This is a genomic window from Cupriavidus sp. GW822-FHT02D05, from assembly GCF_058802485.1.
This window is the reverse complement of sequence record NZ_JBXAOE010000059.1, coordinates 1-21,344: the sequence shown is the minus strand read 5'-3', so window position 1 is coordinate 21,344 and position 21,344 is coordinate 1. Positions and strand designations below refer to the sequence as shown.

The following is a 21,344-nucleotide window of genomic DNA, read 5'->3' as shown; positions in this document are numbered from 1 at the left end:
CTTTTCCGCTCTTTTCGCCGAATCCCGAGGCGCCCCATACGGCCTTGGCACACCTTGACGGCTCGCTTCGCATCGCGTTGGGGTGTGGCCCGCCCTTCGGGCGCTTCACACGGCTACCACAATGGGTTGATCTTGCCGTCGGTTGGCCCCCCTCTCCCACTTGTGGGAGAGGGGCCGGGGGAGAGGGCGGGTGCTCGCCATTGCGATGTCCCTCGCGTTCCTGTTGGCTTCAGGCGGCGCTAACCGGCGTGAACGTTGGCACCGGCGGCCCGTCGTCCGTCGGCGTGAACGTCAGCTTCACTTCCTGCCCGATGCGCACGGTATCCAGGTCGCAATCCACGATGTTGGTCATCATGGTCACGCCTTCTTCCAGCGTCACATAGGCAATGCAGAAGGGCGTGGGGCCGGCACGGCGGGTGACGCTGAACGAGTAGATGGTGCCGCGTCCCGAGGCCTGCTTCCATTCGGTCTCGCCCATGCAGAACGGGCACAGCGTGCGCGGGTACCAGTGGGGCTTGCCGCAGGATTTGCAGTGCTTGACCAGCAGGCGGCCGGCGCGGGCAGCTTCCCAGAACTCGGTGTTGTCCGGGGCGACCTGCGGTGCTTTGAGGGGAGTGGCGGTGTAAGGTGTGCTCATCTTATTACTCCCGTTCCAGGATGACGGTGGCGCTGCCGTGGCGCGAGCCGAGGTAGCCGCCGGTGCCTTGGGCCAGGGCCAGGTCGCAGTTCTTGACCTGCACGGCGGGATGGGCTTCGCCGCGCAGCTGGCGCACCGCTTCGATCACCTTGGTGATGCCGCCGCGGTTGGCCGGGTGGTTGTTGCACAGGCCACCGCCGTCGGTGTTGAAGGGCAGCTTGCCCACGCCGGAGATCAGGTTGCCGTCGGCCACGAACTTGCCGCCTTCGCCCTTCTTGCAGAAGCCCAGGTCTTCCAGCTGCATCAGCACGGTGATGGTGAAGCTGTCGTAGATCGAGGCGTACTTGATGTCGGACGGGCGGATGCCGGCCTCTTCAAACGCGATCGGGCCGGAGATGGCGGCGCCCGACCAGCTCAGGTCGACCATGCCGCCGAGCTGGCCTTTGACGGCTTCGCCGGCGCCGCGGATCTTCACCATGGGGCGCTTGAGCTTGGCCGCGATTTCCGGGCGGGCGACGATCAGCGCGCCGCCGCCATCGGACACCACGCAGCAGTCGAGCTTGCGCAGCGGATCCGAGATCATCGGCGAATTCAATACGTCCTCCACCGTCACCACATCGCGCAACATGGCGTGGGGATTGTGCTGCGCGTGGTGCGAGGCCGCTACCTTGATCCAGGCAAGCTGTTCGGCGGTGGTGCCGTACTGGAACATATGGCGCATCGCCACCATCGCGTACAGGTTCACGGTCACCGGGCTGAACGGCGCCTCGAACGGCTGGTCGGGCAGGTTCGCGCCCCAGTTGCGCGCCTGCGTGCCGCTCGAGCCTTCCGAGCGTGGGCGGCCTGCCAGCGTGATCAGCGCCACATTGCACTTGCCGGCGGCGATGGCCTGCGCGGCGTGCGAGACATGGACGATATACGCCGAGCCGCCGGTATCGGTGGAGTCGACGTGGCGCACCTTCAGGCCGAGGTAATCGACCATATTGAGCGCGCCAAGGCCAGGCGCGTCACCCGCGCAAAAGTAGCCGTCCACGTCCTGCAGGGTGAGGCCGGCGTCCTCCAGCGCGCCCTTGGCGGATTCGGCGTGCAGTTGCGCGACGGATTTGTCCGGTGCCTTGCGGGTCGGGTGCTCGTAGGCCCCGACGATATAAGCCTTGCCGTTGATGCTCATGGGTCTCCCTAGTTGTTGTCCCGGGTAAGTTGGTGTGCGGTGATGACTATGGACTATGGACTATGGACTATGGCCTATGAACTATGGCCTATGAACTATGGCCTATGAACTATGGCTATAACCGAAGTCCTGTGTTCTTGTTTGGTGCCGCGAGTGTCAAGGTGCGCGTCCGTATTGCTCGCGCAGATCGCGCTTGAGCACCTTGCCGATGGCGTTGCGCGGTAGTTCCTGCGACAGCTCCAGCGCGGCCAGGCGCTGCATTTTCTCCAGCCGGCCATTCACCCAGTCCAGCAGCGCGGCGGCTTGGGCGATGGCGCCGGGCCGCAGCACCACGAAGGCGACGGGCGTCTCGCCCCAGCGTTCCGAGGGCACGCCGACCACCGCCGCGTCCGCGATGTCGGGATGCCCGAGCAGCACCGCTTCGATGTCGCTCGGGTAGATGTTGAAGCCGCCCGAGATGACCATGTCCTTCTTGCGGTCCATCAGGATGAGGAAGCCGTCGGCATCGAAGTAGCCAACGTCGCCGGTGCGGATGAAGCGCTTGCCGGTGGCGTCGAACCACTCGGCCTCGGCGGTCTTCGCTGGATGATTGTGGTAGCCGGACATCATCGCGGGGGAATGCCCGACGATCTCGCCTGGGGTGTCGCGCGGCGCATCGGCGGGGAGCTCGCGGCCTTGATCGTCCAGCAGCCGCATATCGGTGTCCGGCGAGGGGCGCCCGACCGTATGCAGCTTGTCCGGGTGCTCATGCGCGCGCAGCTCGCAGCGCCCGCCGCCCTCGGTCATGCCGTAGTACTCGATCAGCGCGCCGGGCCAGCGTGCCAGCACCTGCGCCTTGAGCGCGGCGGCAAAGGGCGCGCTGGTGCAGAACTTATAGCGGAACGATGACAGATCGGTGCTGGCGAAGTCGGGGTGGGCCAGGATGCGCTGGTATTGCACCGGCACCAGCATGGTATGGGTGACGCGGTACTGTGCGGCCAGCGCCAAGTACTGGCCGGCATCGAACTTGCGCATCAGCACCACGGTGCCACCCAGCGACAAGGTGGGGAACAGGCTGACCAGTGTGGTGTTGGAGTACAGCGGCGTGGACAGCAGCGCCACGGTGTCCGGGCCATAGCCGCCCTGGGTGGCGCGCTGCACATGCGACGAGCGCATGCCGAACGGCTGGATGATGCCCTTGGGCACGCCGGTGGTGCCGGATGAATAGATCAGGTTGAAAGCCCAGTCGGGCTGCACGTTGACCGGAGCCGGCCGGGCATCTTCGGGGGCCAGCCACTGGCCAAAGGCAAGGCCCGCGTGGCTGTCGTCCAGTGCGATGCAGGGAATGCCGAGCTCGGCCTCCAGCCCGTGCAGGGCCTGGCGCGTGCTGGCATCGATCAACAGCCGGCGCGCCCCCGAGTCCTGCACCATGCCGCGCAGCGTCTGCGGGTTGAGCGAGGGCGACAGTGGTGCCACCGCTACGCCTGCCCGCAGGCAGCCGAGGAAGGCGGCAACGTATTCGATCGACGTCGCGGCGCAGATGGCGACGGCGCCTTGCGCCGGCACACCGTCTCGCTGCAGCGCGGCGGCAACGCGGTCGGCAAGCCGGTTGAGGCTGGCGAAATCCACGCTGCGTTCATCCAGCACCACGGCCGGATGCCGCGGCCGCAGCGCGGCTTGGGCGTCGACGAGGGCGGCGAGAGGGGTGAAGTCAGTGCTTGTCGGTGACATAGGGCTGCCGTTGGGCTCTTGGGGTGTGCTTGGGTGTCTCATTCATGGCCGGCCTGCCGCGGCTGTGAAAGAGTGTCGCGCCTTGTGCCGGGTTCGACAATTTGGCTTTTTGGAAGAGGGGCTTGCCGGGAATCGTTGTTGCGGCGCACAAAATGGCGCGGAAGGGGCAAGCCAGGGGACAAGCTAGGGGACAAGCTAGGGGAGGGGCGCTGCGCGGGGAGACGGAGTGAAAACCAACGTGCGGGGTGGCCCTCGATGGAGCCACCCTATGGCGGAATCAGCCCATGGCCAAGGCCGCCGCGCTCATCTGCTGCTCGGGCGAGGTCTTTTCCATGGACTTGGCCAGCGCGCCACTGGCGCTGGATATGGCACCGGTAAGCGAACTCATGGCCTGGTTCAGCGCTGCAAGACGGACCTGCTTCTGGTCGGCAGAGAGGTTCTGGGCCGAGGCCACGGCTTGCAGTTCCTGCTGCTTGCGCGCCAGCTCGTCGCGCAATTCACGGATTCGCTTGAGCAGGTCCTTGGCCGTATCCGGCAGGTTGCTGTTGTCGATATCACTGTTGCGGCCGCTGGAGCCGGCCGGCTTGCCTGACGCCAGCGTGCGGCCAGCCGATGAAAGATCGACATGGATGCCATCGGACGGCTTGCCGCCGCCCGATTGGCTGGCGGGCGTTGCCTGGCTGGCGGTGGCAAGGCTGGCTGCGCCGGCCAGGGCCGTGGCGGCCGCAAACTGGCCGCCGGTGGAGGACGCCGGATCGATCGTGCTCATCGGATTTGTTCCTTCAGGTAGTGCGCGAACGCACGGGAGGCGGCCGCGCACGGCACACCTGGGTACCCGGAATTAACGAACTCGTGAAGCGGATCTGTAGGGCAATGCAGGTAATCTTGTGATGCTGGCGGCGCCAAATACAGCAATAAGTTGATGATGGGGCTCAAAAAGCCGATGCCACGGGACGCGCCTTGCGATAAAGGATGAGGGTGGCCAGCAGCCCGCATGCCGCGGCAAAGCTCATCCAGTAGCCCGGCGCGGCCTTGTCGCCGGTCACCTCGATCAGGTAGGTCGAGACCGCCGGCGTAAAGCCGCCAAACACCGCCGTGGCAAGGCTGTAAGCCAGCGAGAAGCCGGCCACGCGCACCTCCACCGGCATCACCTCGGTCAGGGCCACCACCATGGCGCCGTTGTACATGCCAAAGAGGAAGGACAGCCACAGCAGCACGATCAGCATGCGCTCGAAGCTCGGCGCGCCCGCCAGCCACGACAACGCGGGATAGGCGGTGACCAGCGCGATGGCCGAAATGGTCAGCAGGATAGGGCGGCGGCCAATGCGGTCGGACAGGGCACCGCCGATGGGCAGCCAGATAAAGTTGGAAATGCCTACGCAGAGCGTGACGGCCAGGCTGTCGGCCGTGCTGAGCTTGAGCACCGTCTTGCCGAACGTGGGCGTATAGACTGTGATCAGGTAGAAGGTGGTCGTGGTCATTGCCACCAGCAGCATGCCGGCCAGCACCGTGCGCCAGTTGCGCAGCATGGAGTCGAATACTTCGCGCGTGCTCGGATGGTGCCGGCGCGTACGGAACTCTTCGGTCTCCTGCAGCGAGCGGCGCAACACGAAGAGGAACGGCACGATCAGGCAGCCGATAAAGAACGGAATACGCCAGCCCCATGCGCCCAGTTCATCGGTCGTCAGCCAGTGGTTCAGCCCAAAGCCAAGCCCGGCCGCGACCACGATGGCGATCTGCTGGCTGGCCGACTGCCAGGCGGTATAAAAGCCCTTATGGCCGGGTGTGGCCATTTCGGCCAGGTAGACCGATACGCCGCCCAGCTCGGCGCCCGCCGAGAAGCCCTGCAGCAGTCGCCCGATCAGCACCAGCAGCGGCGCCAGCACGCCGATGCTGGCATAGCCCGGCACGAGCGCGATCAGGATGGTTCCGCAGGCCATGAGCGACAGCGTCACGATCAGGCCCCTGCGGCGTCCCACCTTGTCGATATAGGCACCCAGCAGGATGGCGCCGAGCGGGCGCATCAGGAAGCCTGCGCCAAACACGGCGAAAGTCAGCATCAGCGAGGCGAACTCGCTGTTTGCCGGAAAGAAGGTGTGAGCGATGTAGGTGGCGTAGAAACCGAACAGGAAGAAGTCGAACTGTTCGAGGAAGTTACCGCTGGTAACCCGCAGGACCGCGCCCAGCTTTGAGGATCCAGGCACTGCCGCGCCTGCCATTTCCGCTTGCATCGCCAGTCTCCTTCGCCACGACGTCCCGGCTATCCGCCGCCTTTCGCGAAAGGTCGGCTAGCCTGTGCGGGCGCGCTTGTGCTGGTCAATATATGCCTTGCAAGCCGCCAGCGCCAGTCCCGCATGTGTGAGGCGCGAGCCGCCAGGCACCCCCCGGCGCCTCGCCCGATACTCAGGCGCCGCGAAACATGGCCGGGCGCTTCTCCACGAAAGCGCTGGTGCCTTCCCGCGCGTCTTGCGACGCCGCGGCGATCATGAACTGCATCGCCTCCACCGCCAGCCCCTCATCGATGGGCAGGTTGATGCCGCGCGTGACCGCGCGCAGCGACGCGGTGACCGCAATCGCGGAATGCCGAGCGATCCGTTCGGCCAGCCGCAGGCAGGCGGGCAGCAGGTCGGCGGCGCTCACAACGTCGTTGAGCAGGCCGAACCGCAATGCGCTGTCGGCATCGATTGCCTCGCCGGCAAGGATCATTTCGTTTGCCCGCTTGCGGCCCACGTGACGCGGCAGGCGCTGTGTGCCGCCAAACGTGGGCGGGAAGCCCAGCTTGATCTCAGGCTTGGCAAAGGTGGCATGCCCGGCCGCGATGGCCAGGCTGCAAGCCTCCACGATCTCGCAGCCACCGCCGAAGGCCAGGCCATTGACCGCAGCGATGACCGGCTTCGGAAACATTTCGATGCGCCGCGTCATGGCTTGTCCCCGCAGCAGGAAGCGGCGCTGCGCCTGCTCGGGGGAGGCCGCGATGTCAGGCGCGAAGCCGGCAATGTCGGCCCCCGCGCTGAAGGCCCGCGAGCCGCGGCCGGTCAGGATCACGCAGCGCACCGCGGGATCTGCCTCAATCGCATCGAGCCGGACCATCAGCGCGTCGATCAGCGCGTAGCTCAGGGCATTGAGCTTGTCGGGGCGGTTCAGCACCAGCAGTGCATGCTGGCCGGATCGTTCATAGCACACCAAGTCGTTTGCGTTGGTCATGTCGGATAGGCTGTTCATCTTCGGTAGGTACTGGTTGTCTTGTTGTTTTGTTGTCCTGATTGTTTGCAAGGCTTGCCGGTGCGGTTAGTCGATTGTCCGAACGGCGATGCGCGCCGGGTGGCCGCGAAAGCCGGAGACAAAGACAATGGCCTTCTGCCTGGCGCAAAAGCGCTCGCCGCTCACCAGTACCGTGTCGCGGCAAGCCGCCTCCAGCATGGCCGACTGCTGCGTGAGCCACACGATGCCCTCCACGCAGATCAGGTAAGATCCCAACCCGAGCGGGATCCGCAGCGCATCCGGGCCGAGGATCCAATTGCCTTGTCTTGTGCTCACGATCGCCTCCTGGCTAGCCCGCCAATTTCTGCAACGGTGCTTGCATTCTTGCGGGGAACAGCCAACGCTGCCCGGAAGCCTTTTCATGAAGGGTATGCCTGGCTGTCATGTCAATCCTGAGCCGAGCCTCCACCAATGCGCTGCGCGCCATGTCGCTTGAAGCCCTGCGCGGCTTCGAATCCGCCGCACGCCACCTCAGCTTCACCGCCGCCGCCGAAGAACTCTTCATCACCCAGTCCGCCGTCAGCAAACAGGTCAAGAGCCTCGAAGACGTGCTCGGCACCGCGCTCTTCCTGCGCGGCGGCAAAGGCCTGAGCCTGACCCCGGAAGGCCGCCAGCTTTACGAGGCGGCGCGCCTGTCCATCGGCCAGCTCGGCGCGGCCATCGACCGCCTGCTCGCCGTTGACCGCATATCCATCGCCGTCACCACCACGCCGTCCTTCGCGTCGCTCTGGCTGGTGCCCAAGCTCGCCCGCTTCCAGGCCGCCGAGCCCGGCATCGACGTGCGCATCGATGCTTCCGAGCCCATGCTCAACCTGGAGCGCGAGGGCATCGACCTCGCCATCCGTCTCAACACACAGCCCCTGGACCCCGACGGTCCGCGCCCGCTGCTGCAGGAGCGCCTGATGCTGGTCGCCGCGCCTGCCGTGGCCGCGCGCATTGCCGACGCCCGGCAGATACTCGATACGCCGCTGCTGGTGTTCCATGACCCCGGCGCCCGCTTTGACTGGATGTCATGGACGCAGTGGTATCAGCGCCTCGGGCTGATGCGCTCGTCCAAGCAGGCATGCCTGTACTTCTCGCAGTACGCGCACGTGCTGAATGCCGCCGCGCAACAGGCGGGCATTGCGATAGGGCGTACGCCGATGGTGTTGCCGATGCTCAAGAGCGGGCAGTTGCAGGTGGTGCTGCCAAAGCATGTGGCTGACGGGCCGACCTATCAGATCGTGACGTCCAGCGTGGTGCGGCCCGGGGTGGAGCGGTTCCGGGCCTGGCTGGAGACGGAGTTGGCGGGGGAGGTGATTGGGTGAGGGCGGCCGTAGGGGAAAACTAAGCAACGACAGTCATTCGTAAACGACCGAGACATTTGGCGGTGTAGGTCTGGGTGTCTATTTATTAAATGAATTTTCAAAAATAATAATTTAATATAATTAAGTTATTATTTATTGGTAATTGAATTAATTTCTGTTTTGCGAGTGCCGGGGAAAACCAGCGCAGCGCTCCCCAAACTAGCCGCAAGGGCGATCGAGTGAGCGCGGTAGCCGTCAAGCCAGACTTCGGTGGGGTATTGGGCAGTTGGTTTCCCGCCGTTATCCAAGCGGGGCAGCGGCGTGCTTATCGCCCCCGTAAGTTGTGGCTTAGATAAAACAGGAGAATCATGGGTCGTATCCGTCTTGCCGGGCTGTTCCTGGCGTTGTGTTCGTTGGCTGGTTGTGCGGTCGTGCAGAAGCCAATTCCTGCTTCCGCGAAGCTCTTTGATGATCGGACGAGCACGGTCGCGGTGGCAGTGCAAAAGCTGCCAGAACCTAACCAGAACATGATCGGGGCGCAGGGGATCCTTGACTACGCCATCAACAAGGCCAATGCACAGGCAATCGTGGAGCGTTTGCAGCGGCAAGACTTCTCGCTGGTAAAGGGGCTGCCGCAGGAACTGGCGAAGGGGCTGGAGTCCCGCCAGGTCAAGGTCGTGCTGGTGGCGGCTCCCGTGGATACGGAGCAGTTGAAGAAGTTCACGGAAGGTTCCGGTGACGGTATTGCGGAGATGGACTACCGGCCTTTGGCTAAGCAGTATGGCGCGGATCGGTTGCTGCTGGTGGCGTCGCGCTGGCTGGGCACTTCGCGCAGCTACTATGGTTTCATGCCGCTGGGAGCGCCGGAGGGCTATGTATCGCTGGTGGGGCAGTTGATCGATCTGCATACCAATCGGCTGCAATGGTACGAGCCGGTGACAGTCAACACGCCCGTGACCGGCGAATGGGATGACGCGCCGGAATATAGCAACCTGATGAAGTCGGTGGACGCGAGCACGCGGGCTGCAACCTCGAAACTGCGCGCGGCGTTGTTTATGGAGCAGATGACAACGGCCACAAGCGCCGCTGTGTCTTCGGGTGCCACGGCGCAATAGGCATTGGCAATGCCATCCTGCCGCGCGCGAGCGCCGCGGCAGGGTGCTGGCGCGCTGGCGCCCATCATCGAACGGGAGCCAGGAATTCGCTGACCGGGGCCGCAACAAGGCCCGCTTGCTTTTTCCTTTCCAATCCCTGGCGACCTCTTCCTAGGGTAATCCCCAATATACCGTATCATCACGCCCGGGCGTCGCGCTGCCGGGCGTTTTGCCGTCTTTGGGCTGCGAGCGTGCCCCATCGCACTTTTTCAGGAAATCCGGGACAAAGCCAAGGTGCTCCGGCAGCCTGCCGGGCGCCAGATCGCCTCCCCTGGGTGCGGTTTTGCTCACATTGAATAAACAGAGGCCACTGATAAGTGGCCTCGGAGACATCCGGACGCTTTGTCGGGGCGCCCGGATTGCCAGGTATTGCAGGAGTTGCTTTTGTCCATGAACGAAACCCAGCGTAGAACTGAGGTTGACCTGATTCGCGGCATCGCGCTGATTTTCATCGTGGTTGACCATGTGAACGGCAGCGTGCTGGCCGATTACACCATCCGCAATTTCGCGTTCTTCGATGCGGCGGAGATCTTTGTCTTCCTGGCCGGCTATTCGGCAGGGGCGGCCTACGTCGCCATGGAGGCGCGGCACGGTGCCTCCGCCGCGCAGAACCGCCTGATCCGCCGTAGCTGGGAGATCTACAAGGCGTTCGTACTGACCGGCGTGCTGATGCTGGTGTTCGGCCTGTTGCTGGCGCTGGCCAAGGTGCCGGCGCCCGCGATCCGGTCCACGGAGGCGCCGATCTTCATGGCGCATCCGTTCAGCACGCTGATTGAGGTGTTCAGCGTGGCGCGGCAGCCTTTTGTGTCGGACGTGCTGCCGATGTACGCAGTCTTCATCCTGTTTGCGCCGCTGGCGATCCGCATGGCGCGCGCGGTGCCACTGACGTTTGTCGGCGCCAGCGGGTTGCTGTGGCTGATGGCGCCGATGCTCACGCCGCTGCTGCCTAGCAGCGATGGCAACGGCTGGAGCTTCAACCCCTTCGCGTGGCAACTGCTGTTTGGGCTGGGCCTGATGGCGCGCCTGCGCCCCGATGTGATCCTGCCGCGCCAGGCGCTGGTGCGCTGGGTGGTGACGGTGCTCGCCGTGGCGGTGACGCTGGCCGGCGTGCTGCTGGCTTACCTGTGGATGCGTCCGCATGTGTACGAGCCATGGTTGCCCACGTGGCTGCCGGCCATGGTTTTCCCGCTGCCCAAGAAGAGCCTGGCGGCGCTGCGCATCGTGAGTTTCCTCGGGCTGGCCTGGCTGTGCTATCTGGCTGTCCGCGCGGGCTGGGTAGCGCGCCTGGCGTCGGTGATGGGGCCGGTGGTGCAGATTGGCCGCCACAGCTTGTTCTGCTTTGTCTTTGGCGCGGTGGTGTCGGTGGTGATCGAGGGCTTTACCTATGGCATTGCCGGCGGCCGGCCGTCGCGGCCGATCGCGCTGGGTGGCGATATCGTGGCCGTGGCGCTGTTGCTGGTGATTGGTGGCTGGTATGGGCGGCGCAAGGAGGGGCGCAAGGAAGCGCGCAAGGAGGAGAGCAGGGAAGAGAGAAGGGAAGAAAGTAAGGAAGTGCAAAAGGCCGCCGCTTAGGCAGCCTTCGCTGGCTTGTGATTGTGATTGTGCTTGTGTGCGATTACGCCGTCATTCCTTGATATCCGCCTGGCGGATCACCTGCTTGTACTTGTCCAGCTCCGCGCGGATAAAGGTGCCGAACTCCTGCGGGGTACTGACGATGGGATCCACCCCGAGCGTCTTCAGCCGGCTTGTCACCTCCGGCTGCACCATGGCTTTCTGCAACGCGGCGTAGAGCTTGTCGATCACCGGCTTGGGCGTCTTCGCGGGCGCCAGGATGCCGTACCAGCCTGAGGTCTGGAACTTGGGAAACCCTTGTTCGGCGAAGGTGGGCACATCCGGCAGGTCCGGCTGGCGCGTGGCGCGGGCAATGGCGATGGCGCGCAGGTTGCCGCTGCGCACGTGGGGCATGGCGGATGCCGCGGTATCGAAGATCATGTCGACCCGGCCCGCGATCACATCAGGCAGCAGCCCCGATCCTCCCTTGTAGGGCACATGCAGCAGGTCGATCCCGGCCTGGCCGCGAAAGATCTCGCCGGACAGGTGCGGCGGCGTGCCGCTGCCGGCGGAGCCGTAAGTCAGCTTGCCGGGGCTGGCCTTGGCGGCCACCAGCACATCCTTCAAGGTCTTGTAGGGCGTATGCGTGTTGACCACCAGCAGCGTCGGCGCCGACGCCAGCAGCGATACCGGCTCGAAATCCTTGATCGGATCGTAGGGCACCCGCGCATACAGGTTGGGGCTGATGGCGTGCGATGCAATCGAGCCGAGGAACAGCGTGTAGCCGTCCGGCGCGGCATGGGCCGCGGCTTCCGCGCCGATCATGGTGCCGGCGCCGGGGCGGTTGTCGATGATCACCTGCTGGCCGAGCGCGTCGGACAGTTTCTGGGCGATCGGGCGCGCCACATTGTCGTTGCCGCCGCCGGGCGGGAAGGGCACGATCAGCTTGATCGGGCGGTTGGGGTAGTCATCGGCGCGGGCGGCGGCCGGCACCAAAGCGAGGGCGGTGACGGCCGTGGCCAGCGCCGCTGCCGCCAATGCGGGAAATCGTCTTGCAGTCATCTTGTCTCCTCCCCCGTTGCCAGGGTGGGTCAGGTCTGTCTTTTTGCGCTTTTTGCGCTTTTTGCACTTTTTGCTTTAGCCAGTGCCCAAGGGGATCAGCCTTCCGATACCGCCACCGGCCGCCCCGTGAGCGGATAGCTGGGGTCGCTGTAGCCCGGCGTGGACGCATGGCCGGGGCGCACCAGGGCGTCGACCAAGGCTTCCTCTTGCGGTGAGATCGCCACGCCCACGGCGCCGAAGTAGTCCTCGAACTGGGCCAGCGTGCGCGGCCCGGCGATCACCGAGTTGATGATGGGGTTGGCGAGCACCCAGGCGGTGGCGAACTGGCCCAGCTTGAGGTCGCGCGCCTGCGCATGCTGCTTCAGCGTCTGCGCAATCACCAGCGACTCCTCGCGGAACTCGGTCTCCATCATGCGGCGGTCCGCCCGGCCGGCGCGCGAGTCCCGCGGCGGTTGCTGGCCGGGCAGGTACTTGCCCGTCAGCACGCCACGCGCGATCGGGCTGTAGGACACCACGCCCAGCCCGAAATGCTCGCAGGCCGGCAGGATCTCCACTTCGGGCATGCGGTTGAGCAGGTTGTAGTAAGGCTGGCAGACCGCAGGGCGGGGCACGTTGAGCATGTCGCACAGGCGCGCGATCTCAGCGATGCGCCAGCCGCGGAAGTTCGACACGGCCCAGTAGCGGATCTTGCCGGCGCGGATCAGGTCGCCCATGGCGCGCACGGCTTCTTCGAGGTTCTCGCCGGCGTAGTCGCGGTGCAGGTAGAGGATGTCGAGATAGTCCGTGGCCAGGCGGCGCAGGCTGTCTTCCACGGCGCGCATGATCCAGACGCGCGAGTAGTGCGAGTGGTTGGGGGCGGCCTGCATCGGGTTGCCCAGCTTGCTGGCCAGGACCCAGTCCTGGCGATCGCCCGCCAGCAGCTTGCCCACCATCGTTTCCGACCCGCCCAGGCTGTACATGTCGGCGGTATCGATGAAATTGACGCCATGCGCGCGGGCGCTGTCGACGATGCGGCCGGCCTCGGCCTCGTCGGTCTGGTCGCCAAACATCATGGTGCCCAGGCACAGGGCGGACACCTGCAGGTTGCTGGCGCCCAGGCGCCGGTATTGCATCTTGAAGTCAGACATCTCGAATCTTCCAGGAGAGAAATAAATGCGGTGCGGGCCTGTTGTGGCCGGTTCTGGCTTATCCGGCTTATTGCGCCTGTTTGAAGCGCGCCGCCAGCGCGTCGGTGGCCAGGCGCAGCAGGGTCATGTCGGTCCCCACCGCGACAAAGCGCGCGCCCATGTCGATGTACTGCTGGCCCTGCGCTTCGGTGGTGAGAATGCCAGCGGCCTTGCCGTTGGCGCGGATGCGGCGGATCGCGGTGGCGATGGTTTCCTGCACCTCGGGGTGCTGGATGTCGCCGAGGTGGTTCATGTCGGCGGAGAGATCGCTCGGGCCGATGAACACGCCGTCCACGCCGTCCAGCGCGCAGATCGCGTCGACGTTGCGGATGGCTTCCATCGATTCGAGCTGCACCAGCACGCAGGTCTGCTCCTGCACGTTATGCAGGAAATCCTTGATGCGGCCAAAGCCGCCGGCGCGCGTGCCGCTGGCCACACCGCGCATGCCGCCCTTGGGAAAGCGGCTCCACGCCACGGCATTGGCGGCTTCCTCGGCGTTTTGCACATAGGGCAGCAGCAGCGATTGCGCGCCGATATCCAGGCAGCGCTTGATCCACAGCATGTCGTTCCAGGGCGGGCGCACCACGGGATGGCTCTTGGTCCCTTCGGTGGCCATCAATTGCGTGTGCAGGGTGGAGATGTCATTGGGAGCATGCTCCATGTCGAGCAGCAGCCAGTCGAATTGCGAGCGCGCCACCAGTTCCACCACCTGGTAGGAAGACAGCGAGCACCACAGGCCAATCTGCGGCTGGTCGGCGAGAATGGCTTGCTTGAAGGCGTTGACGGGAAGTTGCATGGAAAGTCTCCGGGGGGTCGGTTGTTGAAGGTGCGGCCATGTACTGGCGTGCTGGCGTGCTGGCGTGCTGGCGTGCGCGCCTACATGTCCAGCTTCAGGCCGCTCTCGCGGATCAGGTCGGCCCAGCGTGTTTTCTCTTCGCGGACAAACGCCTGCGTGGCTTCGGGCGTATTGCCGACCGGCTCCGCGCCGAGCTGCGCCAGGCGCTGGCGGATCTCGGGCTGCTGCAGGATGCGCACCACATCGGCGTTGATCTTGCGGATCACCTCCGGCGGGGTGCCAGCGGGCGCGAGCATGCCCTGCCAGCCGCCGGCGGTAAAGCCCGGCACGGCCTCCGCCACGGTCGGCACGTTAGGCCATTCGGGATTACGCTCGCGGCAGGTGAAGGCCAGCACGCGCAGCTTGCCGCCGCGCACGTAGGACGCGCTGGCCACCATGCTGTTGAACATCAGGTCGGCCTGCCCGCCCATCACGTCCAGATTGGCCTGCGCGCCGCCCTTGTTGGGCAGGTAGAGCCAGTCGATGCCGAGCTTGCGGGCGAACTGCAGGCCGGCCAGGTGCGGGCCGCTGCCGATGCCGGTGGTGGCCCAGTTGAGCTTGCCCGGATGCGCGCGGGCGTAGTCCACGAGCTCCTTGAGCGAGCTCGCCTTGGTCTGCGGCGAGACCAGCAGCATGTAGGGCGAGTAGGTCAGCGTGACCACCGCGCTGAAATCCTTGATCACGTCGTACGGCAGGTTCTTGTAGGCCACCGGCGCGATCACGAAGTTGGACAGGTCGCCCAGCAGCAGGGTGTAGCCATCGGGCGCGCTTTTGGCGACGTTGTCCGTGCCGATATTGCCGCCGGCGCCGGTGCGGTTCTCCACCACCACGGGCTGTTTCCAGGTCTCCTGCAGCTTGCTGCCGAGCAGGCGGGCCAGCACGTCGGAGGCACCGCCCGGCGCATAGGGCACCACCACGCGCACCGGGCGCTGCGGCCAGGGCGCGGGGCCATCGGCGCTGGCCGGCAGCGCCAGCGCGGTGAGCGATGCGGCCGCCAGCAGGGTGATCCATTTGCGCAGCATGGTTGTCTCCTTTGTTCTTTTGGTTTTTTTCAGGCTGTTTGCTGCGGCTTTGGCGCCATCGCGATCGCCTGCAGCATGGCTTCGGTCATGCTGCGCGGATCGGCCACGCCCTTGCCGGCAATGTCGAACGCGGTGCCGTGGTCCACCGAGGTGCGCACCGCCGGCAGGCCGATAGTGACGTTGACGCCGGCTTCCAGCCCCAGCACCTTGACCGGCCCGTGGCCCTGGTCGTGATACATCGCCACGACCAGGTCGAAGTCGCCGCGGGTGGCGCGGTAGAAGAGCGTGTCGGCCGGCAGCGGGCCATCCACCAGCCAGCCGCGTGCACGGCAGGCTGCCACGGCAGGGGCGATTTTCCCGGCTTCCTCGCCGCGCCCGAACAAGCCGTTCTCGCCGGCGTGCGGGTTGATGCCGCACACCGCCACGCGCGGCTGGGCGATGCCGCTCTTTTGCAAGGCCTGCACGCCGCGCGCGATGGTGCGCTCGACCAGGCCAGCGTTGATCTTCTCCACCGCATCCAGGATGCCGATGTGCGTGGTGACATGGATCACCCGCAGGTTCGGCGCCAGCAGCATCATCGAGACCTCTTCGGTGCCCGTGAGCGCGGCCAGCATCTCCGTGTGGCCGGGGTAGCGGTGGCCGCCCAGGTGCAGGGCCTCCTTGTTGAGCGGCGCGGTGCAGATCGCATCGACCATGCCGGCCTGCACGAACTCGACGGCGCGCGCGATATAGCGGTAGGCGGCATCGCCGCAGATGGCCGAGACCTTGCCGTAAGGCGTGTCGGCGGGGATCAGCGCCAGGTCGATGCAGGCGAGGGTGCCTGGCTCGAACGTGGCTTCGTCGGGGTCCGTCACCCGCGCGATGCGCAGCGCGGTGCCGGTGCGGCGGCAGGCGTCTTCCAGGCGCGCGGCGTCGCCCACCACGAAAGGCCGGCATTGCGCATAGAGCGTGCCGTCGGCCAGGCACTTGACGATGATCTCGGGGCCAACGCCGGCGGCGTCACCCATGGTGATGGCAATTCTCGGTCGATACATGGAGGGCTCGCTGAGGCGGGTGTTGGCAGGGCCGGCCTGCTCCGGATGCGTGGGGCTGGCGCGCATGGCATCGGCAGGAGACGCCGGCGCGGTGGTCTGGCGCAGGTGCGCCATGCAGGCCAGCAGCGTGTCGCGCTGGCCAAAGGCGCCGGCCTTGATGCAGACCGGCACCGTATTGTTGTCGTGATCGAAGCCTGCTGTGCCCGTTGCGTCGCGCAGCTGCGCGCGGGCGCTGGTCACGCCGGGCACCAGTGCGCGCACGTTGGTGAGCTGGCTCACGCCCAGCATCTCCAGCACGGCGCGCGCGCTTTCCCCGCCAGACAGCACCAGCCCCGTCGCCACCTGCGCCAGCGGGGCGGCAAAGCGGGCCAGCGCGGCGCACAAGGTGCTGCCGTCCAATGCCGGGTCGGCCGGGCCTTCGACGTGGATCACCACATCGCGGCCCAGCGCCAGCGCGTTAGCGGCTTGCTGGCGCTGCGCGAGCCAGGCGGTGGATGCCGCGCCGTCAACCAGCAGGCGCGGCGAGCAGGGCACCGGCAGGCAGGTGGCGCACAGCGCCTGGACCTGTTCGGCGGCAAGCGCCGACATGCTGCCGATGACAGCGAGCCGGCCAGTGGTTGCCGGCGCCGTCGCGCCGGCCACGCGTGTGCTGTCGGGGTTTGTTTCCGCGGGCGGCATCGCCACATGCGCGGCCAGTTGCCGCGCGAGCCCGGCGGAGCCAGCGGCCAGCACGGGCCCGGGCCGGGACGCGATCAGCGTGGCCAGCAACGCGAGATCGTCGTCGGTTTGCGCATCGCACACGAGTGCGTCGCATGCGTGATCCAGGCCAAGCGGTGCGGCACCGGCGTTGCCTAGTGCCCGCAAAGCCGGCAGCGTCAGCACGCTGACCCGCAGGCCGGCCGTGCGGAGCAGCGTCGGCAGGTGATCGCTGGCAAGGCCCAGCGTGGACCACAGCCTGGTGCCTGACAGCGGCCTGCCATCCAGGTAGGCCCGGCCTTCGCGCAGCGTGCGGCCCTGCGCCGGAAACGCCGGACAGACCCAGATCGGGCCAGCGGCCCCAACGGCGTTGCGCGCCGCTACCAGCTCGGCGCCGATATGGCCGCGCAGCGTGGAATCGAGCTTGTGGAAATGCAGGCAGTCCATGGCCGCTGCGCTATCCGGCCTGAGCGGGCCGAAGCCATCGGCAAAGGCCTGGGCGAACACCTGCGCGGCCTCGGCGGCGGGGCGTGCCCGCGAGTGGGCATCGAGCGCCTGGATCCGCCCGTCCCATGCCGCGCAAGCCGCACCGGCCGCCGCACCTTGCGCGCGCATCCGCACTTCGCCGCTGCCATTGCCGGCGAACGCCGCCACGCTGTCGCACGCGCCGGAAAGATCGTCGGCAACGATGCGCACGGCGGCGAACCTTGGTGGGGGCACGGCTGTTGGCATGGGTCTGAGCTTGATGAATCAAGGGGGAAGGCATGGGGATGGTGTCTCCTGCGCCCCTGCCTGTCTCACTTGCTGGTTTGCCGTATCCCGGTGAAATATGGTTTTTTGAGCACTCTGTCGTGCTGTTTCCGTGCGGCAAGCCTCAGCATTCAGTCGATATTACACGCCAAATCAAAAAAATGCATGCAATTATTTGGTTTGGCATTCAACTGGCGAAAAATGCGCAGCCATTGGCCTTTGCTGCATAATGCTTTCGCCAGTCCGGTCCAACCGCCCGCAAAGGGCAGCGATGCCGGGCCTTCTTCCCACCAGAAATGTCGATCGCAGAGATGTCACAGGAATTTCCCGCGCTCCCGCCGGACCAGGACGACCAGCCGCTTTCGCAACGGGTCTACCAGGCCATGTTGTCGGCCATCATCAGCGGGCAGCTAAAGCCGGGGGAGGTGGTCAACGAAATCCGGCTCGCGCAGGAGCTCGGCGTCAGCCGCACGCCGGTACACACGGCGATTCGCGAACTGGTCAAGGATGGGCTCATCACCCAGGAGGCGAACCGGCGCCCGGTGGTGGCGCGCTTCTCGCGCGAAGATATCCGCGAGGTGTTCGATATGCGCAAGCTGCTGGAGAGCGAGGCGGCTCGCATCGCCGCCGCGCAGCTGGACCGCGTCACGCTCAAGGCGCTGTCCGACGCGGCCGACGCCATGGATGCCGGCGCCGCCACCAGCGTGGACGATGCCGAGGCACTGGTGCGCTGGGCCGATTTCGACGACAACTTCCACCTGGCTATCGCAGACGCTTGCGGCAGCAAGCGCCTGCGCGAGGACATCCTGCGCTACCGCCTGCTGCACCACGGCCTCAACCAGCTGCGCATGCGTGCCGAGCTGATTCCACAGGCGCTGGCCGAGCACCGCAAGATCCTCGACGCACTGGCCGCGCGCGATGGCGACGCCGCCAGCCGCGCCATGCAGGAGCACCTGCATGAGTGGCAGGCGTATTACATGCAGAGGTTTCCGCTGTAGGGCTTGGGCAACGCCGGCAGGGCTTACTCCCCCAGCGCAATGCCATCCTTGCGTTTGTCCGATGCGCCGAGCAGGTCGCCGCATGCACTGCGCATGACGATCTGGGCGCCGCCGAAGTCGCTGCGCCCGCCCAGTTCGCCAAGGCCGGCGGGATCGCTGTAGCCTGCATCGCGCAGGGCTTGCACGATGGCCGGCGGCATGCCGGCTTCGATGGCCAGGGCGGTGTCGGATTCCAGCCGCCAGCGAGGGGCATCCAGCGCGGCTTGCAGGGGTTGCTGCCAGGCCGCCAGCCTTACCAGCAACTGCAACTGGCCTTGCGGCTGCATCAGCCCGCCCACCACGCCGAAGCCCGCGTGGAAGCGCCCGCCGCGCAGGGCCGCGCCGGGCACTACTGTGTGATACGGGCGCTTGGCCGGAGCAGGGCTGTTGATATGGCCCGGCCCGGCAAAGCCGAAGCCGCGGTTCTGCAGCACGAAGCCGCAGCCGGGCACGGCGATGCCCGAGCCGAAGCGCTTGAAGATGCTGGTCATCAGCGTGACCGCCAGGCCGTCGCGGTCCACCACCACGGTGCATACGGTGTTGCCGGCCGGGTCTGCCACGGTTTCCTTGGCGTACTGCATGGCGCGGCCCATGGCCCGCACCGTGCGCAGCACGGCTGCGGGATCGTCCTCGGCCAGCATGGCAGGATCGAGTTCGCCGAGTTCGTCCAGCGCGTGCAGGATGGCCACGCCGTGCGTATTGGGCGGGCATTCCAGCACCGTCAGTCCGCGGAAATCCGTGGATACGGGCGTGCAGAAATCGCCCCGGTGGGCGGCGAAGTCGGCGGCAGCCAGCGCGCCGCCGGCGATGCGGCTCGCCATTTCGGCGGCCTGGGCGGGCTGGCCGAGGTAGTACGCATCGGCACCCTCGGCGGCGATGGCGGCCAGCGTGGCGGCCAGCTCCGGATTGCTGAAGGTCTCGCCGGACGCAGGTGGGCGGCCGGCGCGATAGAGCGCGGCGCAGACCGGGTCATGGTGCAGCACGCGGTCGAACAGCGCCCATTCCCGCGCGGCTACCGGCGCGAGCGCAAAGCCGTCGCGCGCTAGCGCAATGGCGGGCGCGAACAGCCGTTTCCATTCCAGCCGGCCGTAGCGGCGGTGCAGGTCCTCCCAGCCACGCACCGCGCCGGGCGTGGTCAGCGATAGGGCGTGGCGCTCGGGAATGCGCTGCCCGGGAAGGGCCGCCAGCGCATGCATGGGGAACGCGGCCGGCGCGCGCCCGGTGCCGTTGTAGCTGACCGCGTGGCCGTCGGGCTCGACGATCATCGCCAGCATGTCGCCGCCGATGCCCGTTGCCATCGGCTCCACCACGCCCAGGATGGCATCGGCCGCGAGCGCCGCGTCAATGGCGCTGCCACCTTCACGCAGCACCTGCAGCGCGGCCTCGGCAGCGAGCGGGTGGCCGGTGGCGACCATGCAGTGCGGCGCGCGCACGCCCTCGGTGGTGTTGGCACGGCTGGCGCAAGCTGTGGTTGTCATGCGTGGCGCTCCAGGAGGATCAGATCAATCGGGTTTGACACAATGGCGTGCGTGAGCGGCAACGCAGCGCCTCAAGGCCACCGCGCACGCCGGCGATGCCGCCAGCCCTGCCGGTCCGCGCCGAAGCAGCGCCGTAGCAGGCCTGGCGCCGCGGACCTATTCGGCCGCAGCTCCGGCCACCGTCCCGGTGACCGGAACGGCAGCCTTGGCCGGGCTCGCCTGGGCTTCCCAGGACACGGCGATGTCGCCGGTGACGAAGGTCTGGCAGGCCATGCGGTAGCCCTCGCCAAATTGCGCCTCCGACAGGTGCTTGCGCTCTTTTGGCTTGATGGCGTCGGTGAACTCGAGCCCGCGCTCGATCTTGCACTTGCAGGTGCCGCACAGGCCGCCGCCGCACTTGAAGGGGATGCCGCCTTTCTCGCGCAGGGAAACGCGCAGCAGGTTGCTGTTCTCGGGGGCGCTGACGACCTTGCCGTCGTTGCTGACAAAGGTGATTTCAATCATGGAAACGGTCCGATGGCATGAGGGGGCTGCCCGGCGCTGTGCCGGTCATACTCGGTGGATTCAGTCGGTCGCTCGCCAGTCACGCGCATGGACATCACGCTTGACCAGCGTGATGTCCATGCTGCCGAAGGTGGCCAGGCGCGTGAGCTCGTCGCGTGCGCCCTGCAGCGTGTCGAACTGCTCGAGAAACTTGGAGGGCACGTAGTTGATGGTGGGGGCCGGGCGGCTCGCGGCATCGACGTCTTCGCCGAACTCCTCCACAACCTTCACCTTTACCGGGTGCGCTATTTCGGCGATGACGAAGTGCGCCGTCCTGCGGCCGTAGAAGAGATAGTCGTAAGCCTCGACGGCCACCAGCCCCTCTACCAGTTCGGTGCGAAACTGCCCCGGCTTGCTGCTGAGTATTACGTACATGACTGCGCTGCCTGGTGGGTGCTGATGGATTACTGCGCGTTGCCCGGGACGCTGGCTTGCAGGACATTGGCCCCGCCGCTGGCGGTGGCTGCGCTTTGCACTGGCAGTTCATCCTGGATCAGCTCGATGTCATGCTCCAGCCAGATCTGGCAGGTCAGGCGATAGCCTTGCTCCAGCCGTTCTCCGAGCTGCTTCTTTTCCTTCCAGTTCGGCGGCGGCAGGTGCTCGGCGCCGGCGATCACGCGGCACGCGCATTTGGAGCACTTGCCCATGCCGCACTCGTAGCGCAGGTTCGGATACGGAAACTGCTTGATCCCGGCGCGCACCACCAGGTTGGTGCTGGGCTTGACCTCATCCTCGAAGGTCTGGCCGTTCTTGTGAAATACGACTTTAGGCATACAACGTTTCCGCAAGCGGTCTGGTCTGTCAGGGGCGGCCGGGCGGATGCGCACCGGCCGCGCGTCATCGCACGATCTGGCGGCTGCTTCAGGCAGCCATATCCAGTTCAGGCAGGGGGATTTCCTGCGCGACATAGTCGTGATAGAGGGCGGTGGTGTAGAGCAGGCGCATCTGGGC

General features: G+C 66.2%; 21 protein-coding genes and 1 pseudogene. 5 read left to right on the top strand and 17 right to left on the bottom strand.

What is annotated here, in order from left to right:
• Positions 1–229: 229 nt before the first annotated feature.
• The 7 genes from AC1RQK_RS39785 to AC1RQK_RS39755 all read right to left on the bottom strand — a co-directional run bounded on the left by AC1RQK_RS39785 (position 230) and on the right by AC1RQK_RS39755 (position 7,055).
• A complete protein-coding gene (locus tag AC1RQK_RS39785; protein ID WP_492815071.1) occupies positions 230–637 on the bottom strand; it encodes a Zn-ribbon domain-containing OB-fold protein in 408 nt (135 codons plus the stop codon).
• Positions 638–641: 4 nt separating this feature from the next.
• Positions 642–1,808 carry a thiolase family protein gene (locus AC1RQK_RS39780; protein WP_150988223.1) on the bottom strand — a complete coding sequence of 389 codons (1,167 nt, stop codon included), beginning with the start codon at positions 1,806–1,808 and terminating at the stop codon, positions 642–644.
• Between the two features lie 156 nt (positions 1,809–1,964).
• Positions 1,965–3,518, bottom strand: a complete 1,554-nt coding sequence (locus tag AC1RQK_RS39775; protein WP_492374632.1) for a class I adenylate-forming enzyme family protein — start codon at positions 3,516–3,518, stop codon at positions 1,965–1,967.
• Between the two features lie 277 nt (positions 3,519–3,795).
• The gene (locus tag AC1RQK_RS39770; protein WP_492815068.1) at positions 3,796–4,287 is read right to left on the bottom strand and encodes a hypothetical protein; all 492 of its coding nucleotides are present in this window, start codon (positions 4,285–4,287) and stop codon (positions 3,796–3,798) included.
• A 163-nt stretch (positions 4,288–4,450) separates the two neighbouring features.
• Complete coding sequence (locus AC1RQK_RS39765) at positions 4,451–5,749, bottom strand: MFS transporter (RefSeq protein WP_492374634.1); 1,299 nt, start codon at positions 5,747–5,749, stop codon at positions 4,451–4,453.
• A gap of 172 nt (positions 5,750–5,921) precedes the next feature.
• On the bottom strand, positions 5,922–6,722 hold the full coding sequence (locus AC1RQK_RS39760) for a crotonase/enoyl-CoA hydratase family protein (RefSeq protein ID WP_492815066.1): 801 nt from the start codon (positions 6,720–6,722) through the stop codon (positions 5,922–5,924).
• A gap of 84 nt (positions 6,723–6,806) precedes the next feature.
• Positions 6,807–7,055, bottom strand: coding sequence for a hypothetical protein (locus AC1RQK_RS39755; protein ID WP_492815064.1), 249 nt, complete (start codon positions 7,053–7,055; stop codon positions 6,807–6,809).
• Between the two features lie 107 nt (positions 7,056–7,162).
• Here AC1RQK_RS39755 and AC1RQK_RS39750 point away from each other — a divergent pair, with 107 nt between their 5' ends.
• The 3 genes from AC1RQK_RS39750 to AC1RQK_RS39740 all read left to right on the top strand — a co-directional run bounded on the left by AC1RQK_RS39750 (position 7,163) and on the right by AC1RQK_RS39740 (position 10,791).
• A complete protein-coding gene (locus tag AC1RQK_RS39750; RefSeq protein WP_492374637.1) occupies positions 7,163–8,086 on the top strand; it encodes a LysR substrate-binding domain-containing protein in 924 nt (307 codons plus the stop codon).
• A 347-nt stretch (positions 8,087–8,433) separates the two neighbouring features.
• A complete protein-coding gene (locus tag AC1RQK_RS39745) occupies positions 8,434–9,180 on the top strand; it encodes a hypothetical protein (protein WP_492374638.1) in 747 nt (248 codons plus the stop codon).
• 429 nt (positions 9,181–9,609) lie between these two features.
• On the top strand, positions 9,610–10,791 hold the full coding sequence (locus AC1RQK_RS39740) for an OpgC domain-containing protein (RefSeq protein ID WP_492374639.1): 1,182 nt from the start codon (positions 9,610–9,612) through the stop codon (positions 10,789–10,791).
• A gap of 51 nt (positions 10,792–10,842) precedes the next feature.
• On the opposite strand, the gene AC1RQK_RS39735 is transcribed toward AC1RQK_RS39740, so the two are convergent.
• From AC1RQK_RS39735 to pdxA, 5 genes are all read right to left on the bottom strand, one after another.
• A complete protein-coding gene (locus AC1RQK_RS39735) occupies positions 10,843–11,832 on the bottom strand; it encodes a Bug family tripartite tricarboxylate transporter substrate binding protein (protein ID WP_492374640.1) in 990 nt (329 codons plus the stop codon).
• A gap of 95 nt (positions 11,833–11,927) precedes the next feature.
• Positions 11,928–12,959: an aldo/keto reductase gene (locus AC1RQK_RS39730; RefSeq protein ID WP_492815061.1), complete on the bottom strand. Its 1,032-nt coding sequence runs from the start codon at positions 12,957–12,959 to the stop codon at positions 11,928–11,930.
• Positions 12,960–13,026: 67 nt separating this feature from the next.
• On the bottom strand, positions 13,027–13,794 hold the full coding sequence (locus tag AC1RQK_RS39725; RefSeq protein WP_492815059.1) for an HpcH/HpaI aldolase family protein: 768 nt from the start codon (positions 13,792–13,794) through the stop codon (positions 13,027–13,029).
• 80 nt (positions 13,795–13,874) lie between these two features.
• The gene (locus AC1RQK_RS39720; RefSeq protein WP_492815057.1) at positions 13,875–14,855 is read right to left on the bottom strand and encodes a Bug family tripartite tricarboxylate transporter substrate binding protein; all 981 of its coding nucleotides are present in this window, start codon (positions 14,853–14,855) and stop codon (positions 13,875–13,877) included.
• Between the two features lie 29 nt (positions 14,856–14,884).
• Entirely contained in the window at positions 14,885–17,305 is a 2,421-nt protein-coding gene (pdxA, locus tag AC1RQK_RS39715) for a 4-hydroxythreonine-4-phosphate dehydrogenase PdxA (protein ID WP_492815055.1), read from the bottom strand.
• 50 nt (positions 17,306–17,355) lie between these two features.
• Between pdxA and AC1RQK_RS39710 the strand changes: the two genes are divergently transcribed.
• Both AC1RQK_RS39710 and AC1RQK_RS39705 read left to right on the top strand, forming a co-directional pair.
• The gene (locus AC1RQK_RS39710; RefSeq protein ID WP_492374644.1) at positions 17,356–17,565 is read left to right on the top strand and encodes a hypothetical protein; all 210 of its coding nucleotides are present in this window, start codon (positions 17,356–17,358) and stop codon (positions 17,563–17,565) included.
• An 81-nt stretch (positions 17,566–17,646) separates the two neighbouring features.
• On the top strand, positions 17,647–18,333 hold the full coding sequence (locus AC1RQK_RS39705) for a GntR family transcriptional regulator (protein WP_492815053.1): 687 nt from the start codon (positions 17,647–17,649) through the stop codon (positions 18,331–18,333).
• A 23-nt stretch (positions 18,334–18,356) separates the two neighbouring features.
• On the opposite strand, the gene AC1RQK_RS39700 is transcribed toward AC1RQK_RS39705, so the two are convergent.
• The 5 genes and pseudogenes from AC1RQK_RS39700 to AC1RQK_RS39680 all read right to left on the bottom strand — a co-directional run.
• A complete protein-coding gene (locus AC1RQK_RS39700) occupies positions 18,357–19,850 on the bottom strand; it encodes a gamma-glutamyltransferase family protein (RefSeq protein WP_492815051.1) in 1,494 nt (497 codons plus the stop codon).
• A gap of 156 nt (positions 19,851–20,006) precedes the next feature.
• Complete coding sequence (locus AC1RQK_RS39695; RefSeq protein WP_492374647.1) at positions 20,007–20,354, bottom strand: 2Fe-2S iron-sulfur cluster-binding protein; 348 nt, start codon at positions 20,352–20,354, stop codon at positions 20,007–20,009.
• 60 nt (positions 20,355–20,414) lie between these two features.
• Positions 20,415–20,768, bottom strand: coding sequence for a ferredoxin (locus AC1RQK_RS39690; protein WP_492815048.1), 354 nt, complete (start codon positions 20,766–20,768; stop codon positions 20,415–20,417).
• A gap of 29 nt (positions 20,769–20,797) precedes the next feature.
• Positions 20,798–21,166, bottom strand: coding sequence for a 2Fe-2S iron-sulfur cluster-binding protein (locus AC1RQK_RS39685; protein ID WP_492374649.1), 369 nt, complete (start codon positions 21,164–21,166; stop codon positions 20,798–20,800).
• Between the two features lie 88 nt (positions 21,167–21,254).
• Positions 21,255–21,344, bottom strand: a pseudogene (locus AC1RQK_RS39680) (TenA family transcriptional regulator); the annotation flags it as partial.

What these genes read in the sequence shown, in the direction of transcription:
- AC1RQK_RS39785 (WP_492815071.1), bottom strand. Translation starts at nt 637, where the DNA reads ATGAGCACACCTTACACCGCCACTCCCCTCAAAGCACCGCAGGTCGCC.
- AC1RQK_RS39780 (WP_150988223.1), bottom strand. Translation starts at nt 1,808, where the DNA reads ATGAGCATCAACGGCAAGGCTTATATCGTCGGGGCCTACGAGCACCCG.
- AC1RQK_RS39775 (WP_492374632.1), bottom strand. Translation starts at nt 3,518, where the DNA reads ATGTCACCGACAAGCACTGACTTCACCCCTCTCGCCGCCCTCGTCGAC.
- AC1RQK_RS39770 (WP_492815068.1), bottom strand. Translation starts at nt 4,287, where the DNA reads ATGAGCACGATCGATCCGGCGTCCTCCACCGGCGGCCAGTTTGCGGCC.
- AC1RQK_RS39765 (WP_492374634.1), bottom strand. Translation starts at nt 5,749, where the DNA reads ATGCAAGCGGAAATGGCAGGCGCGGCAGTGCCTGGATCCTCAAAGCTG.
- AC1RQK_RS39760 (WP_492815066.1), bottom strand. Translation starts at nt 6,722, where the DNA reads ATGACCAACGCAAACGACTTGGTGTGCTATGAACGATCCGGCCAGCAT.
- AC1RQK_RS39750 (WP_492374637.1), top strand. Translation starts at nt 7,163, where the DNA reads ATGTCAATCCTGAGCCGAGCCTCCACCAATGCGCTGCGCGCCATGTCG.
- AC1RQK_RS39745 (WP_492374638.1), top strand. Translation starts at nt 8,434, where the DNA reads ATGGGTCGTATCCGTCTTGCCGGGCTGTTCCTGGCGTTGTGTTCGTTG.
- AC1RQK_RS39740 (WP_492374639.1), top strand. Translation starts at nt 9,610, where the DNA reads ATGAACGAAACCCAGCGTAGAACTGAGGTTGACCTGATTCGCGGCATC.
- AC1RQK_RS39735 (WP_492374640.1), bottom strand. Translation starts at nt 11,832, where the DNA reads ATGACTGCAAGACGATTTCCCGCATTGGCGGCAGCGGCGCTGGCCACG.
- AC1RQK_RS39730 (WP_492815061.1), bottom strand. Translation starts at nt 12,959, where the DNA reads ATGTCTGACTTCAAGATGCAATACCGGCGCCTGGGCGCCAGCAACCTG.
- AC1RQK_RS39725 (WP_492815059.1), bottom strand. Translation starts at nt 13,794, where the DNA reads ATGCAACTTCCCGTCAACGCCTTCAAGCAAGCCATTCTCGCCGACCAG.
- AC1RQK_RS39720 (WP_492815057.1), bottom strand. Translation starts at nt 14,855, where the DNA reads ATGCTGCGCAAATGGATCACCCTGCTGGCGGCCGCATCGCTCACCGCG.
- AC1RQK_RS39710 (WP_492374644.1), top strand. Translation starts at nt 17,356, where the DNA reads ATGGTGTCTCCTGCGCCCCTGCCTGTCTCACTTGCTGGTTTGCCGTAT.
- AC1RQK_RS39705 (WP_492815053.1), top strand. Translation starts at nt 17,647, where the DNA reads ATGTCACAGGAATTTCCCGCGCTCCCGCCGGACCAGGACGACCAGCCG.
- AC1RQK_RS39700 (WP_492815051.1), bottom strand. Translation starts at nt 19,850, where the DNA reads ATGACAACCACAGCTTGCGCCAGCCGTGCCAACACCACCGAGGGCGTG.
- AC1RQK_RS39695 (WP_492374647.1), bottom strand. Translation starts at nt 20,354, where the DNA reads ATGATTGAAATCACCTTTGTCAGCAACGACGGCAAGGTCGTCAGCGCC.
- AC1RQK_RS39690 (WP_492815048.1), bottom strand. Translation starts at nt 20,768, where the DNA reads ATGTACGTAATACTCAGCAGCAAGCCGGGGCAGTTTCGCACCGAACTG.
- AC1RQK_RS39685 (WP_492374649.1), bottom strand. Translation starts at nt 21,166, where the DNA reads ATGCCTAAAGTCGTATTTCACAAGAACGGCCAGACCTTCGAGGATGAG.